The sequence below is a fragment of the Streptomyces sp. NPDC034099 genome, from assembly GCF_055575415.1.
Genome location: NZ_JBVISR010000001.1, coordinates 25,504 through 41,018, shown reverse-complemented (window position 1 = coordinate 41,018; position 15,515 = coordinate 25,504). Strand labels below are relative to the sequence as shown.

17 protein-coding genes are annotated in these 15,515 nt (G+C 70.5%); 11 read left to right on the top strand and 6 right to left on the bottom strand.

What is annotated here, in order from left to right; genetic code table 11:
- Positions 1-117 precede the first annotated feature (117 nt).
- Positions 118-786, top strand: a complete 669-nt coding sequence (locus ACZ56V_RS00185; protein ID WP_121702465.1) for a response regulator transcription factor — start codon at positions 118-120, stop codon at positions 784-786.
- Positions 783-2,198: an ATP-binding protein gene (locus tag ACZ56V_RS00180; protein WP_468938033.1), complete on the top strand. Its 1,416-nt coding sequence runs from the start codon at positions 783-785 to the stop codon at positions 2,196-2,198. The genes ACZ56V_RS00185 and ACZ56V_RS00180 overlap by 4 nt, the downstream gene beginning before the upstream one ends.
- A gap of 25 nt (positions 2,199-2,223) precedes the next feature.
- On the opposite strand, the gene ACZ56V_RS00175 is transcribed toward ACZ56V_RS00180, so the two are convergent.
- The 4 genes from ACZ56V_RS00175 to ACZ56V_RS00160 all read right to left on the bottom strand — a co-directional run bounded on the left by ACZ56V_RS00175 (position 2,224) and on the right by ACZ56V_RS00160 (position 4,859).
- Positions 2,224-2,700, bottom strand: a complete 477-nt coding sequence (locus ACZ56V_RS00175) for a MarR family winged helix-turn-helix transcriptional regulator (protein WP_003973592.1) — start codon at positions 2,698-2,700, stop codon at positions 2,224-2,226.
- A gap of 101 nt (positions 2,701-2,801) precedes the next feature.
- Positions 2,802-3,578, bottom strand: coding sequence for an AIM24 family protein (locus ACZ56V_RS00170; RefSeq protein WP_104631661.1), 777 nt, complete (start codon positions 3,576-3,578; stop codon positions 2,802-2,804).
- The gene (locus ACZ56V_RS00165) at positions 3,575-4,225 is read right to left on the bottom strand and encodes an AIM24 family protein (RefSeq protein ID WP_104631660.1); all 651 of its coding nucleotides are present in this window, start codon (positions 4,223-4,225) and stop codon (positions 3,575-3,577) included. Before ACZ56V_RS00165 ends, ACZ56V_RS00170 begins: the two co-directional genes overlap by 4 nt.
- A 1-nt stretch (position 4,226) precedes the next feature.
- Positions 4,227-4,859, bottom strand: coding sequence for an AIM24 family protein (locus ACZ56V_RS00160; protein ID WP_104631659.1), 633 nt, complete (start codon positions 4,857-4,859; stop codon positions 4,227-4,229).
- Positions 4,860-5,043: 184 nt separating this feature from the next.
- Between ACZ56V_RS00160 and ACZ56V_RS00155 the strand changes: the two genes are divergently transcribed.
- The 5 genes from ACZ56V_RS00155 to ACZ56V_RS00135 all read left to right on the top strand — a co-directional run bounded on the left by ACZ56V_RS00155 (position 5,044) and on the right by ACZ56V_RS00135 (position 8,500).
- Positions 5,044-5,388: a DUF3817 domain-containing protein gene (locus ACZ56V_RS00155; protein ID WP_104631658.1), complete on the top strand. Its 345-nt coding sequence runs from the start codon at positions 5,044-5,046 to the stop codon at positions 5,386-5,388.
- Positions 5,385-5,678 (top strand): MTH1187 family thiamine-binding protein, encoded by a 294-nt coding sequence (locus tag ACZ56V_RS00150; RefSeq protein WP_030187368.1) that lies wholly within the window; start codon positions 5,385-5,387, stop codon positions 5,676-5,678. The genes ACZ56V_RS00155 and ACZ56V_RS00150 overlap by 4 nt, the downstream gene beginning before the upstream one ends.
- Before the next feature lie 88 nt (positions 5,679-5,766).
- The gene (locus tag ACZ56V_RS00145; RefSeq protein ID WP_059301498.1) at positions 5,767-6,276 is read left to right on the top strand and encodes a MarR family winged helix-turn-helix transcriptional regulator; all 510 of its coding nucleotides are present in this window, start codon (positions 5,767-5,769) and stop codon (positions 6,274-6,276) included.
- Between the two features lie 88 nt (positions 6,277-6,364).
- Entirely contained in the window at positions 6,365-6,706 is a 342-nt protein-coding gene (locus tag ACZ56V_RS00140; RefSeq protein WP_059301499.1) for a DUF3817 domain-containing protein, read from the top strand.
- 93 nt (positions 6,707-6,799) lie between these two features.
- Complete coding sequence (locus tag ACZ56V_RS00135) at positions 6,800-8,500, top strand: acyl-CoA mutase large subunit family protein (protein ID WP_467381568.1); 1,701 nt, start codon at positions 6,800-6,802, stop codon at positions 8,498-8,500.
- A 92-nt stretch (positions 8,501-8,592) separates the two neighbouring features.
- Here ACZ56V_RS00135 and ACZ56V_RS00130 read toward each other — a convergent pair whose 3' ends face one another.
- The gene (locus tag ACZ56V_RS00130) at positions 8,593-9,249 is read right to left on the bottom strand and encodes a TetR/AcrR family transcriptional regulator (RefSeq protein ID WP_468938026.1); all 657 of its coding nucleotides are present in this window, start codon (positions 9,247-9,249) and stop codon (positions 8,593-8,595) included.
- Positions 9,250-9,502: 253 nt separating this feature from the next.
- On the opposite strand from ACZ56V_RS00130, the gene ACZ56V_RS00125 reads away from it, so the two are divergent.
- The 4 genes from ACZ56V_RS00125 to ACZ56V_RS00110 all read left to right on the top strand — a co-directional run bounded on the left by ACZ56V_RS00125 (position 9,503) and on the right by ACZ56V_RS00110 (position 13,943).
- On the top strand, positions 9,503-10,480 hold the full coding sequence (locus ACZ56V_RS00125; RefSeq protein ID WP_468938023.1) for a tetratricopeptide repeat protein: 978 nt from the start codon (positions 9,503-9,505) through the stop codon (positions 10,478-10,480).
- A 651-nt stretch (positions 10,481-11,131) separates the two neighbouring features.
- On the top strand, positions 11,132-11,764 hold the full coding sequence (locus ACZ56V_RS00120) for a DUF6230 family protein (RefSeq protein ID WP_398917039.1): 633 nt from the start codon (positions 11,132-11,134) through the stop codon (positions 11,762-11,764).
- 117 nt (positions 11,765-11,881) lie between these two features.
- Entirely contained in the window at positions 11,882-12,535 is a 654-nt protein-coding gene (locus ACZ56V_RS00115; protein WP_467381563.1) for a DUF6114 domain-containing protein, read from the top strand.
- The gene (locus ACZ56V_RS00110) at positions 12,525-13,943 is read left to right on the top strand and encodes a hypothetical protein (protein WP_468938019.1); all 1,419 of its coding nucleotides are present in this window, start codon (positions 12,525-12,527) and stop codon (positions 13,941-13,943) included. The genes ACZ56V_RS00115 and ACZ56V_RS00110 overlap by 11 nt, the downstream gene beginning before the upstream one ends.
- A gap of 76 nt (positions 13,944-14,019) precedes the next feature.
- On the opposite strand, the gene pyk is transcribed toward ACZ56V_RS00110, so the two are convergent.
- Positions 14,020-15,450 (bottom strand): pyruvate kinase, encoded by a 1,431-nt coding sequence (pyk, locus tag ACZ56V_RS00105; RefSeq protein ID WP_356360602.1) that lies wholly within the window; start codon positions 15,448-15,450, stop codon positions 14,020-14,022.
- Between the last annotated feature and the right edge of the window lie 65 nt (positions 15,451-15,515).

Genomic DNA, 15,515 nt, shown 5'->3' with positions numbered 1-15,515 from the left:
CCTCCGAGTCGTCCAGAGTCCAGCGGAATTCGGTGACTTCACTGTCGCGGACCGACGCTGAGGCCAGGCTGAAGCCGCCTGAAGGGATCTTCAGCTCGGCTTTGCCACTCTTTACGCATGCGCCTGTTGATCGTGGAGGACGAGAAGCGCCTCGCCGTGTCGCTCGCCAAGGGCCTCACCGCGGAGGGATACGCCGTGGACGTCGTCCACGACGGCCTGGAGGGACTGCACAGGGCGGGCGAGGGCGTGTACGACCTCGTCATCCTCGACATCATGCTGCCCGGCCTCAACGGCTACCGGGTCTGCGCCGCCCTGCGCGCCGCCGGGCACGACGTGCCGATCCTGATGCTCACCGCCAAGGACGGCGAGTACGACGAGGCCGAGGGACTGGACACCGGCGCGGACGACTACCTCACCAAGCCCTTCTCGTACGTCGTCCTGGTCGCCCGCGTGAAGGCCCTGCTGCGGCGCCGGGGACAGGGCGCCGGCGCCTCTCCCGTGCACGTCCACGGCGACCTCAGGGTCGACACCGCCGCCCGCAGGGTCTTCCTCGGCGAGGACGAGGTCACCCTCACCGCCAAGGAGTTCGCCGTCCTGGAGCAGCTCGTGGTGCGGGCCGGAGAGGTGGTGTCCAAGGCGGAGATCCTGGAGCACGTCTGGGACTTCGCCTACGACGGCGACCCGAACATCGTCGAGGTGTACGTCAGCGCGCTGCGGCGCAAGCTGCGCGCCGGGCTCATCCGGACCGTGCGCGGCGCCGGCTACCGGCTGGAGACCGGGCGGTGAGCCGCCTCTTCGGCTCGGTGCGGGCCCGCGCCACACTCGCCGCGACCCTCGTGGTCGCCGTCGCCCTCGTCGCGGCCGGCACGGCCGTCCTGCTGTCCCTGCGCTCCAACCTGCTCGGCGAGGCGGGCACCCAGGCGGAGCGCTCGGCACGGGAGGTGGCGACGGAGCTGGCCGTCGGGACGCCGTACGCGGACCTGTCGCTGGACGTGGACGACCGGCCGGTGCAGGTCGTCGACGACGACGGTGCGCTGGTCGCCGCGAGCGAGGACCTGGAACGGATCAGCGGCACCGGCGTCGACACGGTGAAGCCGCGGCCCGCCGCATCCCCGGGCGGGGAGGACCAGGACACCGACGACGATGACGACTCCGGCGAGTCCCTCGACCCCGGGGAGATCGGCGGACGGATCACCGTCAGCGACGGCTCGGCGACCATCGACGGGGACACGGAGGACTACCGCTTCGCCGCCGTCCCGGTGAAGACCGACGACCGGGGCACGCTCACCGTCTACGCCGGCGCCCCGCTCTCCGCCGAACACGGCGCCGTGAACACCGCGCTGACCGTGATGCTGATCGGCTTCCCGCTGCTGCTCGCGGTCGTGGCGTGGGTGACCTGGCTGGTCACCCGGCGCGCGCTGCGCCCGGTGGAGGGCATCCGGCGCGAGATGGCCGCGATCACCGCCAGCGAGGACCTGGCCCGCCGCGTCCCGGTGCCGGACACCCACGACGAGGTGGCCAGGCTCGCCTCGACCACCAACGAGACGCTGGCCGCGCTGGAGTCCTCGGTGGAGCGGCAGCGCGGCTTCGTCGCGGACGCCTCGCACGAGCTGCGCAGCCCGATCGCGTCGCTGCGCACCCAGCTGGAGGTGGCCGCCGCCCATCCGGAACTGCTGGACCTGGACGGCGCCGTGGCGGACACCGTACGGCTCCAGCGGCTCGCCGCCGATCTGTTGCTGCTGGCCAGGCTGGACGCGGGGGAGCGGCCCGCGGAAGCCCGGGTCGACCTTGCGGCGCTCGCGCGGGAGGCGGCCGAGGGCCGGACCGGGGTGAGCGTGCGGGGCGAGGGCGCGGTGCGGGTGGCCGGATCACGGGGGCAGCTGGGGCGGGTACTGGCCAATCTGCTGGACAACGCCCAGCGGCACGCCCGCGTGGCGGTGGAGGTGTCCGTGCGGCGGGACGGGGACGCGGTGGTGGTCGCCGTGGCCGACGACGGCGAGGGCGTGCCGGCGGCCGACCGGGAGCGGATCTTCGAGCGCTTCGTACGGCTCGACGCCGCCCGCAGCCGTGACGACGGGGGCGCCGGTCTCGGGCTGGCCATCGCCCGTGACGTCGCCGTACGGCACGGCGGCACGCTCACGGTGCACGACGCACCGGCAGGCGGCGCCCTGTTCGAGCTCCGCCTGCCGGGTGCCTAGGCCGTCGCGGCCGCCGAGAACGCGATCAGGGACGCCCCCGCTGCCCGCGCAGGTGTTCCGCGATGGGCTTGAGGGCCTTGTCCAGCTCCGTCAGGTCCTCCGGGGCCAGCAGGTCGATGAAGTGCCTGCGGACGGAGGCCACGTGGTGCGGCGCGACCTTCCGCATCGTCTCCAGGCCGTGCTCGGTGAGGACGGCGAAGAGCCCGCGCCGGTCGGACTCGCAGTTCTCCCGCCGGACCAGGTTCGCGTTCTCCATGCGGGTGATCTGGTGGGAGAGGCGGCTCTTGGACTGCATCGTGGCGGTGGCCAGGTCGCTCATCCGCATGCGGTCGCCCTCCGACTCGGAGAGGTTCACCAGGATCTCGTAGTCGTTCATTGTCAGGCCGAACGGCTGCAGGTCCTTCTCGAGCTGGTGCGTCAACAGCCTGTTGACCTCCAGGTGGGTGCGCCAAGCACACTGCTCCGTATCGGTCAGCCAGCGAGTGGCCGTCTCGGTCTCCATGAATGAAGTCTACCTAAAAGGTTGAAAGGCGAACTAGTGAGGGGTTGTCCGTGACGGTGACGGTGCGCACGCGTTCGATGTCACACTCCGCAGATTACCGCTCACAGCCCGAAGCGGCGCTGGAGGTCCCCCAGCTGTCCGGGAAGCCCCGGTACCCCCGACCGGCCTCCCGGCGCTCCGGAGGCGCCGCCGCCGGGCACCCCCGCCTGCTGCGGAGGAGCCCCCACGGCCTGCTCCGCCATCAGCGCCTCGCTCGACTGCAGCAGCACCGTGCCGGCCCCCACGAACTCGAACTGGTGCTCCTCGCCGGAGGCCCCGCCGAGCCCCGTCATCGCACGTAGACCGCCCAGTAGGCCGGTCATGTACCCGTGGTCGTAGTGGTGGCACGGGGACGGGCAGTCGGCCCAGCCGACCAGGGCCTGCGGGTCGACCCGGACCGGCGGTTCGACGAACACCACCGGACCGTTCGACGCGGCCACGAACTTTCCGGTTCCGATCAGCGTCAGGAAGCCCGGCACGATCGACTGCTTGAGCGCGAGGCTTGGCTGAAAAGCGAGCAGGTTGCCCGAGCGAATGGTCAGGTTGCCGTCTTCCAGATCGTATGAATTCACGTCGAAGGCCCGGTCGGCGAGGAGCATCTTGCCCGAGCCCTCCGCCACGACCCAGTCGCTCGCGTGCAGAGGCGAATGGAACGACGTCCGCACCAGACGGTCCAGCCGGCCGTGCCCGATGCCGTTGAAATCGATCGTCCCGTAGTAGGCGATCATCTTCCCCTTCTGCAGGAACCACTGGCTCCCCTTGAGCTCCACGCAGAAGGTGTACGCGTTGACGTTGTCGTCGGCCGGCAGCGACGCCGGGTCGTGGTGGACCGTGCTCACAGCTTCTCCTCCGACGCCTGGACGAACACCGTGCCGCTGCCGCTCAGCTCCAGCTGGAACGCCTCGCCGGAGCCGCGTCCCACCATGTCCCGCCAGCCCAGCGCCGTGGACAGTTTGTTGCGCACGTCGCCGTGGTGGGCGACGTAGGCCTGCGGGTCGACGCGCACCGGGCGCTGCGGGGTGATGGGCACCTCGAAGACCCCGCCGTGGGCCATCACCGCCACCGAGCCGTGGCCCTTGAGGGACGTGGTGAACAGCCCCTGCCCGCTCACCTGACCCCGCACCATGCCCATGACGCCGCCCTGCGAGCCGAGGAAGACCGTGCTCTGCTCCAGGGTGCCCTCGAAGGCGAGGAGGCGGTCCGCCTCGACGTACAGGGTGTCGCCCGCGAGGTTGATCACCTGGACGTGGTGGCCGCCGTGCCCGAAGAACACGGTGCCGCTGCCCTCGACGGTCATCAGCGGCGTGTCCTCGTTGGCCACCCGGCGTCCGATCATCGACATGACCCCGCCCTGGCCGCCGCGGAGATTCGGGGTGAAGGACACCTCGCCCCGGTAGGCGAGCATGGCGCCGCGCTGACTGAACAGCCGCTGCCCGGGTGCGACGGTCGCCTGGACCATCTTGGAGTTGATCTCCTGGAAGGCCATCTCAGACATCCCCCGCGATCGTGTTCCGCTCGCTCGGCTGCACGTACACCAGACCGTCGCCCTCGAAGCGGATCTGGAAGGCCTCCCCGCCGCCCTCCCCGAGCAGCGTGCGGAAGGTCACACCCGACTGGAAGGACTGCCGCAGGTTCCCCTGGTGCGCCACGTACGCCCCCGGGTCGACGGTCAGCGGGTACTGCGCGCTGACCCGCAGCACCACCGCGGGGCCGTCGGACATGATCGCCGCCTGCCCGTGCCCCTCGATCGTGGTGGTGAACAGCCCGTTGCCCTGGGAGGCGCCGCGGGTGCCCGTGAAACTGGTGCCGGTGCGCAGCCCGGCGTCGGCCGCCAGGAAGTTGCTCGACTCGACGTACAGCTTGTCGCCCCGGAGACCCACCAGGGTGATCTCCGAGGCCCGGTCCGCGAACCAGCAGGTCCCCTGCCCCCTCACCTCCATCACCGTCATCTGCTCGCCGGTGATCCGCCGGGTCACCATCCCCCGGATGCCCTCACCGCCGCCGCTCAGCTTCTTGAAGGCCATCTCCCCGTCGTACGCGACCATCGAGCCGTTCTTCGCCTTGACGGCGTCCGAGGTCATGTCGACGGCGAGGACCTTGCTGCTTTGAAGTCGGAACATCGCCACGCTGCGAAAGTAGCCCCGCCACGGGTGGACAGAACAGGGCCCACGGGTGGAGACCGACCCTGAGTCCATCCCTTGGGGCATTGTTTGCCACAATGGGCGAACGATTGTGCTTCCGTTCACAAGGCGGAGCGCACGCCGCCCGCGCCGTCAGCGACTCTCTCCCTCCCGAAGGTGACCCGTGGACCTCAAGACCGCCACCGCCCTCCGCCGCCTCCGCCTGGTCTCGGCCCCCGAGGCGATCTCGTTCCTCCTCCTGCTCGTCTGCTCCGTCCTGAAGCGGACCACCGACTTCAACGCGGTGCCGGCGATGGGCATGATCCACGGTGTCCTCTTCGTGCTGTACGTGATCTTCTGGGCGGACGCCTGGAACCGCGCCAAGTGGCCGCTGAAGACCGCCGCCCTCTACTTCGTCCTCTCGGTCCTGCCGACCGGCGGCTTCTTCGCCGAGCGCAAGCTCAAGCGCGAGGCCGAGACCGCGGTCATCGCCTCCCGCGCCCGCCAGGAAGGGATCGTCAACGCATGATCGTCGCCTTCTCCGTGACGCCGCTCGGCGTCGGCGAGGACGTGGGGGAGTACGTCGCCGACGCCGTCCGGGTGGTCCGCGAGTCCGGGCTGCCGAACCGCACCGACGCCATGTTCACCTCCGTCGAGGGCGAGTGGGACGAGGTCATGGACGTCGTCCGGCGGGCCGTGGCCGCCGTCGAGGCCCGGGCGCCGCGGGTCTCCCTGGTCCTCAAGGCGGACATCCGCCCCGGTGTGACGGACGGCCTCACGTCGAAGGTCGAGACGGTCGAGCGCCACCTCGCCGGATGAGCCCCGGCGAGCACCCTCGCGCGGGCGGTGGTATCGAAAGGCGAGACGGGGCTGACCGGCATGTGACCGGCCGGTAAGGTCTCTTGCCGTGCCGAAGCCCCTCAGTCTCTCCTTCGATCCCATCGCCCGAGCCGACGAACTCTGGGCACAGCGCTGGGGCGGTGTGCCCTCGATGGCCGCGATCACCTCGATCATGCGGGCCCAGCAGATCCTGCTGGGCGAGGTCGACGCCGTGGTCAAGCCGTACGGGCTGACGTTCGCGCGGTACGAGGCGCTGGTGCTGCTCACCTTCTCCAAGTCGGGCGAACTGCCGATGTCCAAGATCGGCGAGCGTCTGATGGTGCACCCCACCTCCGTGACGAACACCGTCGACCGGCTGGTGCGCTCCGGACTGGTGGCCAAGCGCCCCAACCCCAACGACGGCCGCGGCACGCTGGCCACCATCACCGACAAGGGCCGCGAGGTCGTCGAGGCGGCCACCCGCGACCTGATGGCGATGGACTTCGGCCTGGGCGCGTACGACGCCGAGGAGTGCGGCGAGATCTTCGCGATGCTCCGCCCGCTGCGGGTCGCCGCGGGCGACTTCAAGGAGGACTGAGCGAGGGGGGCCGGGCGGGTCGGCCGAGCCCGGCGAGTCGCCCGACCCGGTCGAAGATCGCGCGAAACGGGCGGTTACGCTCGGAGCCATGAAAAAGAGCGTGCTGACCCGCTACCGGGTCATGGCGTACGTCACCGGAGTGCTGCTGATCGCGCTGTGCCTCGGCATGATCGCGAAGTACGTCCTGGATCTGGGCGGCGCCGCCGACTTCACCCAGGTCGTCAGCATCGCCCACGGCTGGCTGTACGTCATCTACCTCGTCTTCGCCTTCGACCTGGGGTCCAAGGCGAAGTGGCCGGTGAAGAAGCAGCTCTGGGTGCTGCTCGCGGGGACCGTGCCGACGGCCGCCTTCTTCGTGGAGCGGCGGATCAGCCGGGAGCTGGACGCGAAGGTCGCCGCCACCGAGGCGCCCGCCCCCGTCAAGGCGTAACCGGCTCCTCACGAGCCGTCCCACCGCCGTACGGACACCCGTACGGCGGTACCCCATCGACATGTACTTGGACGTCCTAGTAAATTCGAGGGTATGGACGCTCACGCCATAGAAGAGGGCCGCCTTCGCTGGCAGGCCCGGTACGACGCGGCGCGCAAGCGCGACGCGGACTTCACCACGCTCTCCGGAGACCCCGTGGAGCCGGTGTACGGGCCCCGGCCGGGGGACGAGTACGAGGGCTTCGAGCGGATCGGCTGGCCGGGTGAGTACCCCTTCACCCGCGGCCTGTATCCGACCGGGTACCGGGGGCGTACGTGGACCATCCGGCAGTTCGCCGGGTTCGGCAATGCCGAGCAGACCAACGAGCGCTACAAGATGATCCTCCGCAACGGCGGCGGCGGGCTCTCGGTCGCCTTCGACATGCCGACGCTGATGGGCCGCGACTCCGACGACCCGCGCTCGCTGGGCGAGGTCGGGCACTGCGGGGTGGCCATCGACTCGGCCGCCGACATGGAGGTCCTGTTCAAGGACATCCCGCTCGGCGACGTGACGACCTCCATGACGATCAGCGGGCCCGCCGTGCCCGTGTTCTGCATGTACCTGGTCGCCGCCGAGCGGCAGGGCGTCGACGCGTCCGTGCTCAACGGCACGCTGCAGACCGACATCTTCAAGGAGTACATCGCGCAGAAGGAGTGGCTCTTCCAGCCGGAGCCCCACCTGCGCCTGATCGGCGACCTGATGGAGTACTGCGCGGCCGGCATCCCCGCGTACAAGCCGCTGTCGGTCTCCGGCTACCACATCCGCGAGGCCGGGGCGACGGCCGCGCAGGAGCTGGCGTACACGCTGGCCGACGGCTTCGGGTACGTGGAGCTGGGGCTGTCGCGGGGGCTGGACGTCGACGTCTTCGCCCCCGGCCTCTCCTTCTTCTTCGACGCGCACCTCGACTTCTTCGAGGAGATCGCCAAGTTCCGCGCCGCGCGCAGGATCTGGGCCCGCTGGATGCGGGACGTGTACGGGGCGCAGACCGACAAGGCGCAGTGGCTGCGGTTCCACACCCAGACCGCCGGGGTCTCGCTGACCGCGCAGCAGCCGTACAACAACGTCGTACGGACCGCCGTGGAGGCGTTGGCCGCCGTGCTCGGCGGGACCAACTCGCTGCACACCAACGCGCTCGACGAGACCCTCGCCCTGCCCAGCGAGCAGGCCGCCGAGATCGCCCTGCGCACCCAGCAGGTGCTGATGGAGGAGACCGGCGTCGCCAACGTCGCCGACCCGCTGGGCGGTTCCTGGTTCATCGAGCAGTTGACGGACCGCATCGAGGCCGACGCGGAGAAGATCTTCGAGCAGATCAAGGAGCGGGGGCTGCGGGCCCACCCGGACGGGCAGCACCCCGTCGGCCCGATCACCTCCGGCCTCCTGCGCGGTATCGAGGACGGCTGGTTCACCGGGGAGATCGCCGAGTCGGCCTTCCGCTACCAGCAGGCTCTGGAGAAGGGCGACAAGAAGGTGGTCGGCGTCAACGTCCACACCGGCTCCGTCACCGGCGACCTGGAGATCCTGCGGGTCAGTCACGAGGTCGAGCGCGAGCAGGTGCGGGTCCTGGGTGAGCGCAAGGCCGCCCGCGACGACGCGGCCGTGCGCGGGGCGCTGGACGCGATGCTCGCCGCGGCGCGGTCCGGGGGGAACATGATCGAGCCGATGCTGGACGCGGTGCGGGCGGAGGCGACGCTGGGGGAGATCTGCGGGGTGCTGCGGGACGAGTGGGGGGTGTACACCGAGCCGGCGGGGTTCTAGGCGCCGGCGCCGTAGTGGCCGTTCCAGGGGGCTCCGCCCCCTGGACCCCCGGGCCTATGCCCACCCACCACCCGACTCGGTCGGTCTAGAGGTCACCCGCCACCCGTCACCCGCTCCCCGTCGTCCGACTCCGGCGGCCGGGAGGCGAGCCCCCACAGCAACACCTGGGTGAAGCCGCGTACCCAGTCCGCGTTGGCGGCCTGCGCGCTGACCAGGGTGCGGTGCACCACCGCTCCCGCGACCATGTCGAAGATCAGGTCCACGGTACGGGCCGCCTCCGCGGCGTCCGGCTCCGGCGGCAGCTCGCCCCGGGTCTGGGCCCGCGCCCTGCCCTCCAGCACCAGGCGCTTCTGCCGCTCGACGATCGAGGTGCGGATGCGCTCGCGCAGCGCGTCGTCCCGCGTGGACTCCGCGACCACCGCCATCAGACCGCTCCTGGCCTCCGGGCGCGCCAGGATCGCCGCGAACTGGAGCACCACGCCCTCGATGTCGGCGGCGAGGGAGCCGCGGTCGGGCAGTTCCAGCTCGTCGAAGAGCTCCGCCACCGCGTCCACGACCAGTTCGTTCTTGCCCGCCCAGCGGCGGTAGAGCGTCGTCTTGGCAACCCCGGCCCGCGTGGCGACGTCTCCCAGGGTGAGCTTCGACCAGCCGAGGTCGACCAGCGCGGCCCGCGTCGCGGCCAGGATCGCGGTGTCCGCCGCGGCACTGCGCGGGCGCCCGGCACGGCCGGCGGGGGTGCTGCTCTGCATCCCCCGACCTTAACCGGCGGGTAACACGCGGTCGGTGGTGAGACAGATCACCGCGGCGGGGTGTTCCGGCGGGCCGTCCTGGCATTACGCTACGAGTCGTAGCGAAAGCGCGGGTCCGCCCGCGCCCCAGCGACGACCACGGGCGTGGGGTGGGGACCCGGCGCCGAACAGGCCACACACCGAACAGCACACATCCGGGCGGGCTTTCGACCCGGTTTTCACACGCGCGCGCCGTACGGGGGAGGATAGACCCATGCAGCCACGGAACATGTCCATGAGCGGGGTCGTCGACCTCGCCGCGGTGAAGCAGGCCCAGGAGGCCAAGGCGAAGGCGGAGCAGGCGCGCGCCCAGGCGGCCCGTCAGGGCGGTACGGGAGCCGTCTCCCCGGCCGACCTCGTCATCGACGTCGACGAGGCCGGTTTCGAGAGCGAGGTCCTGCAGCGGTCCACCGAGGTCCCGGTCGTCATCGACTTCTGGGCCGAGTGGTGCGAGCCCTGCAAGCAGTTGAGCCCGGTCCTGGAACGGCTCGCCGTCGAGTACAACGGGCGCTTCCTCCTCGCCAAGATCGACGTCGACGCCAACCAGATGTTGATGCAGCAGTTCGGCGTCCAGGGCATCCCCGCCGTGTTCGCGGTCGTCGCCGGACAGGCGCTGCCGCTCTTCCAGGGGGCCGCCGGTGAGGCGCAGATCCGCCAGACCCTGGACCAGCTGGTGCAGGTCGGCGAGGAGCGCTTCGGCCTGACCGGTCTCGTCGTCGACCCCGAGGCGGAGCCGGGCGCCGAGCGGCCCGCCGCCCCGGAGCGCCCCGCCGGACCGCACGACGCGGCTCTCGACGCCGCCGTGCAGGCGATGGACGCGGGTGACCTGGGCGGTGCCGTCCGGGCGTACAAGAACGTGCTGGCCGAGGAGCCGGGCAACACCGAGGCCAAACTGGGCCTGGCCCAGGCCGAGTTGCTCCAGCGGGTGCAGGACGCCGATCCTCAGAAGGTCCGTCGGGAAGCGGCCGACAAGCCGGGCGACGCCCAGGCGCAGATCGCCGCCGCCGACCTGGATCTGGTGGGCGGTCACGTGGAGGACGCCTTCGGTCGCCTCATCGACACGGTGCGCGTCACGGCCGGCGACGACCGGGACGCCGTACGGCTGCGGCTGCTGGAGCTGTTCGAGGTGGTCGGTGCCGACGACCCGCGGGTGACCGCGGCGCGCCGGGCACTCGCCCGCGCCCTGTTCTAGTCCGCGTTCCAGTCCGCGTCGGGGTCTGCGTTCTAAACGCCATCGACGTGTGGCGGGTGTGAAGGACCTGTCGAAGGGGCGTCACTGCGGCCGCGCTTTACCAAAACTTGGTAATCGCGACCGCTGTTACTGCCAGTAAGTCAGCAGCGTCGATCTGTCGGACTCTGTCCATCGATCAACAGTTTTGTTCTGCCCTCATGGCACACCCAGCGTCGCCGTTCGGGACCGGTGTGTCGTCCCGCCGTTACCCGGCCGCTACTAGCCAGTAACGAACCCCCTTGTGTCGACGGCGAGAATGCACCACGATCGGCGACGCTCGGTCCATTCCCGTACCCCGACAGCCGGTCGGGTGGCGGGGGTTCCTGGGTCCCCACCGAGCAGGGTCGGCGACAGTGACGCCGGCCCTTGGGCAGGGGGGTCTTCGCTCATCCGGCGAAGCCTGTCCAGCAGGGTTGTGCGTGATGCGTGTCAGGCGCGACCAGTGGTTGTCGCTCGGGGGTGATCGCCGGTTATTCGGGCGCGTTGTACGTGCCGCCGAGTGCGGGCGCTCTCCTTCCCGAGGACGTAGCACTTCTCCCATCCCTGCCAGACCGCGCCGCCGAACCGGCGGCCGGCCGAGGCCAGGAGATGTACGTCCGAGAAGGAGGAAATATGGAGTCCCAGGTGCGTGGCGGGACCAGATGGAAGCGGTTCGCTGTGGTCATGGTGCCCAGCGTTGCCGCCACGGCTGCGATAGGTGTCGCCCTCGCGCAGGGCGCTCTCGCGGCGTCGTTCAGCGTTTCCGGCCAGTCGTTCAAGGTGACGGCGGACCAGCTCGACGGCACGGGCTTCTCCCAGTACGGGGCGATCGATTCGGGCTACACGCTGAAGGGCGAGAAGACGGCTCACCCCGTCGCCGTCTCGGCGTTCAAGTCCGCGTCGATCAGGAACATGTGCCAGTCCGTGGTCACCCCGGACATCCCGCTCATCGGCTCGGTCAGCCTCATGCTGAAGGCGGGCGGCGGTGAGAAGCCGGTCGAGGCCGAGAACCTGTACATCGACGTCGAGGACCTCTCGGCCGATGCCACGTTCCGCGGCATCGACATCGGTGTGGCGGCCAAGGACGCCAGCAAGGGTCCCGGCATCAAGAAGGGCGACACGGCGAACCCGTACGGGTTCGCGCAGCAGGCCGACTCGGCCACGCTGAAGAACGTGAAGCAGACGGCGTGGGCGACCACCGCCGGAACCTTCAAGCTCAGCGGTCTGAAGATGTCGCTGTCCAAGGGTGTCAAGGAGTGCTACTAAGCACTCGCTGACGGGCGGGGGAGCCGGTGGCGCCCCCGCCCGTCCACTCTCCGGCCGTGCCTTCACGTGCGGCCCACATCTCCACCACAGCAAAGCCGTACCAGGGAGCTGTTTTCCATGAGCGCCGAGACTCCTGCAGCAGCCGGCCAGTTCACCCGCCGTAGGCTGCAGTTCCGTGCCTGGCGAGGCGGGCGGCCGTTCTGGGCCGGCCTGTTCATCGCGCTCGGCGGACTCCCCATCGCCTACTTCCCGTACGCCAACCTCCAGATCGGTCACCTGACCCTCGCGATGGCCACCACCGCGGGCTCCGGGTCCCTGATCATCGGTGTGCTGCTGGTCGTCCTGGGCGTCAGCCTGTGGTTCCAGAAGCACATCCGCGTCTTCGCGGGTGTGGCGGCGATTCTGCTGGCGCTGGTCTCCATCCCCGTGTCCAACCTCGGCGGCTTCCTCATCGGCTTCCTGCTCGCGCTGGTCGGCGGAGCGATGGCCGTGTCGTGGGTGCCGGGCGAACCGCCCCAGGCCGAGCCGCCGCTGGAGGGCAAGGGCACGGACGGCGCCCCCGAGGGCGCGGTCCCGGGTACCGCGGCCGACGACACCGCGTTCCCCGGCTTCCCGGGGCCCGGAACCCAGGCGTCCGGCCCCGCGGTGCCGGGGCCGCGGGGCGGGATGGACGACGGGGAGCCCTCCCAGGCCTTCAGGGCACCGGGGGCGCACGATCTGTCAGGAACGAGCCCGGCCAACGGGGCGAACGGGAGGCACAGTGCCGGCTGACGAGGTGACCCGCGGGACTGACGTGGAGTCGTCCCGTGTGAGAACCGGGCCGCGCCACGCGGCACCCAAGAAGCCGTTGTTCACCAGGTTTCACATGCCGGCCGGCAAGGCGATAGCCATCGCGGCGATGCCCACGGCCGTCCTCATGGGGATGGGGTTCACGCCGACGCTCGCCCTCGCCGACGGCAACGACGCGGCGCCGCCCTCCAACAGCCTGACGGCCGACGAGTACAAGGACTGCGTGGCGGCCCTGGAGGACGCCGAGAAGGACCCGTCGGCCTCGCCCACCCCCTCGCCCTCGGCGACCGACGGGGCCGACGACGGCAAGGACGACACGAAGGAGCCCGACCCCGCGGCCTCCACCGGGGACCGGGGCACGGACGCCGGTTCGGACAAGGACGACTCCTCTTCGCCGGATTCAGGTTCCGACGACAAGGGCGCCAAGGACGAGCAGGACGCCCCCGCCCCGAGCCCCTCCGCGGCGCAGAGCCAGGAGGCGTCCGGTTCGGACGGCACCGAGCCGTCCCCCTCCGAGTCGGAGGACAAGGGCGGGCTGCTGGACGGCCTCGGCGACGCCATCGAGGGCATCTTCACCGGCGGCAAGAAGGCCGAGGAGAGCCCGAGCCCCACGCCGACCCCGTCGGCGTCCCAGGGCGCGGGCGACGCGTCCGACGCGCTGAAGGACACGACCGACACGGTCACCGACACCGCGAAGGACGCCGTCGAGGGTGTGACCGACACGGCGTCGAAGGCGGCCGAGGACACCGCGGACACGGTGGACAAGGCGGCCGAGGCGGCCAAGAAGGCGGCGGACAAGGCCAAGGAGGACGCGGAGAAGGCCAAGGAGGACGCGGAGAAGGCCAAGGAGGACGCGACCGCCACGCCCGACCCCAGCGCCTCCGAGAGCGCCGACGAGGCCGGCAAGGACGCCGAGGACTGCCCGGTCGCCACCGACGAGGAGGGCGGAGTCGACAACAAGGCGCCGCTGCCCGACGACCCGTGGTACCTCAACGCCAGCTCGCTGCTGCTGAAGGGCGCCTCCTACAAGGGCGTCGTCGAGGTGAGGACGGCCAACGGCACCACCAAGAAGGTGCTGAAGTACGTCATCTCCAACGGCACCGACATCGGCGACCTCCACCAGACGGTGAAGGACGAGCAGGCCGGCAAGACCTACCACGTGCAGGCGGCCAAGGGCTCCACGTCCACGATCCGCGACGGCGAGACGGTGATGTACACCGAGAGCATCTCGGGCAACCTGCTCGGGCTGATCCCGATCACCTTCGACCCGGAGAACCCGCCGCCGCTGGACATCCCGCTGATCTACTTCACCAAGGTGACGGTCGTCCAGGCCGGCCAGTTCGGCGGCACGCTGCACGTCCCGGGGCTGCACCAGTACACGACCGACTGAGCACGCCCGCACCACGCCCGAGGGCGCCCCCTGTCGCAGGGGGCGCCCTCGGCGCGTACGACGGGTGAGGGGGCGGTCAGCCGCGCCGCGTCTCGCCCAGGTGCAGGACCCGGACCATGTTGGTGGTGCCGGGCACGCCGGGGGGCGAACCGGCGGTGATCACGACGACGTCGCCGTCGTTGAACCGGCCCAGGCGGGCCGTCTCCTGGTCCACCAGGTCGACCATCTCGTCGGTGGTGTTCACGAACGGCACCACGTGCGGCTCCACGCCCCAGCTGAGCGCCAGCTGGTTGCGGGTGGACTCGTCGGTGGTGAAGGCGAGGATCGGCTGGCAGGCGCGGTAGCGCGAGAGCCGGCGGGCGGTGTCACCGGACTGGGTGAAGGCCACCAGGCCCTTGCCGCCGAGGAAGTCGGCGATCTCGGCGGCGGCCCGGGCCACCGAACCGCCCTGCGTACGCGGCTTCTTGCCCGGCACCAGCGGCTGGAGGCCCTTGGAGAGCAGCTCCTGCTCGGCGGCGGTGACGATCTTCGACATCGTCTTGACGGTCTCGATCGGGTACGCGCCCACGCTCGACTCGGCGGACAGCATGACCGCGTCGGCGCCGTCCAGGATCGCGTTGGCCACGTCGGAGGCCTCGGCGCGGGTCGGACGGGAGTTGGTGATCATCGACTCCATCATCTGGGTCGCCACGATCACCGGCTTGGCGTTGCGCCGGCACAGCTCGATGAGGCGCTTCTGCACCATGGGGACCTTCTCGAGCGGGTACTCGACGGCCAGGTCGCCACGGGCGACCATCACGCCGTCGAACGCCATCACGACGTCCTCCATGTTCTCGACCGCCTGGGGCTTCTCCACCTTGGCGATCACGGGGACGCGGCGGCCCTCCTCGTCCATGACGCGGTGCACGTCGGCGACGTCCTTGGCGTCCCGGACGAAGGAGAGGGCGACCATGTCGCAGCCCATGCGCAGCGCGAAGCGGAGGTCCTCGACGTCCTTCTCGCTCAGCGCGGGGACGTTGACCGCCGTGCCGGGCAGGTTGATGCCCTTGTGGTCGGAGATGACGCCGCCCTCGATGACGATCGTCTTCACCCGGGGGCCCTCGACCTCGGTGACCTTCAGCTCGACGTTGCCGTCGTTGATGAGCACCTGGTCGCCCTTGGTGACGTCACCGGGCAGGCCCTTGTACGTCGTGCCGCAGATCGTCCGGTCGCCGGGGACGTCGTCGGTGGTGATGGTGAACTCGTCACCGCGCACCAGCTCGACGGGGCCCTCCGCGAAGGTCTCCAGGCGGATCTTCGGGCCCTGGAGGTCGGCGAGGACACCGATGGCCCGGCCCGTCTCCTTGGCGGCGGCCCGCACCCGGTCGTAACGACCCTGGTGCTCGGCGTGGGTGCCGTGGCTGAAGTTGAAGCGGGCCACGTTCATGCCGGCTTCGATCAGCGTGACGAGCTGCTCGTGGGAGTCGACCGCGGGGCCGAGGGTACAGACGATTTTCGAACGGCGCATGGGTGCCATCCTATCGGTTTGTTTCGGCGCGGAATATTCCGTCTGGCGGAAAATACAAAAGGGCG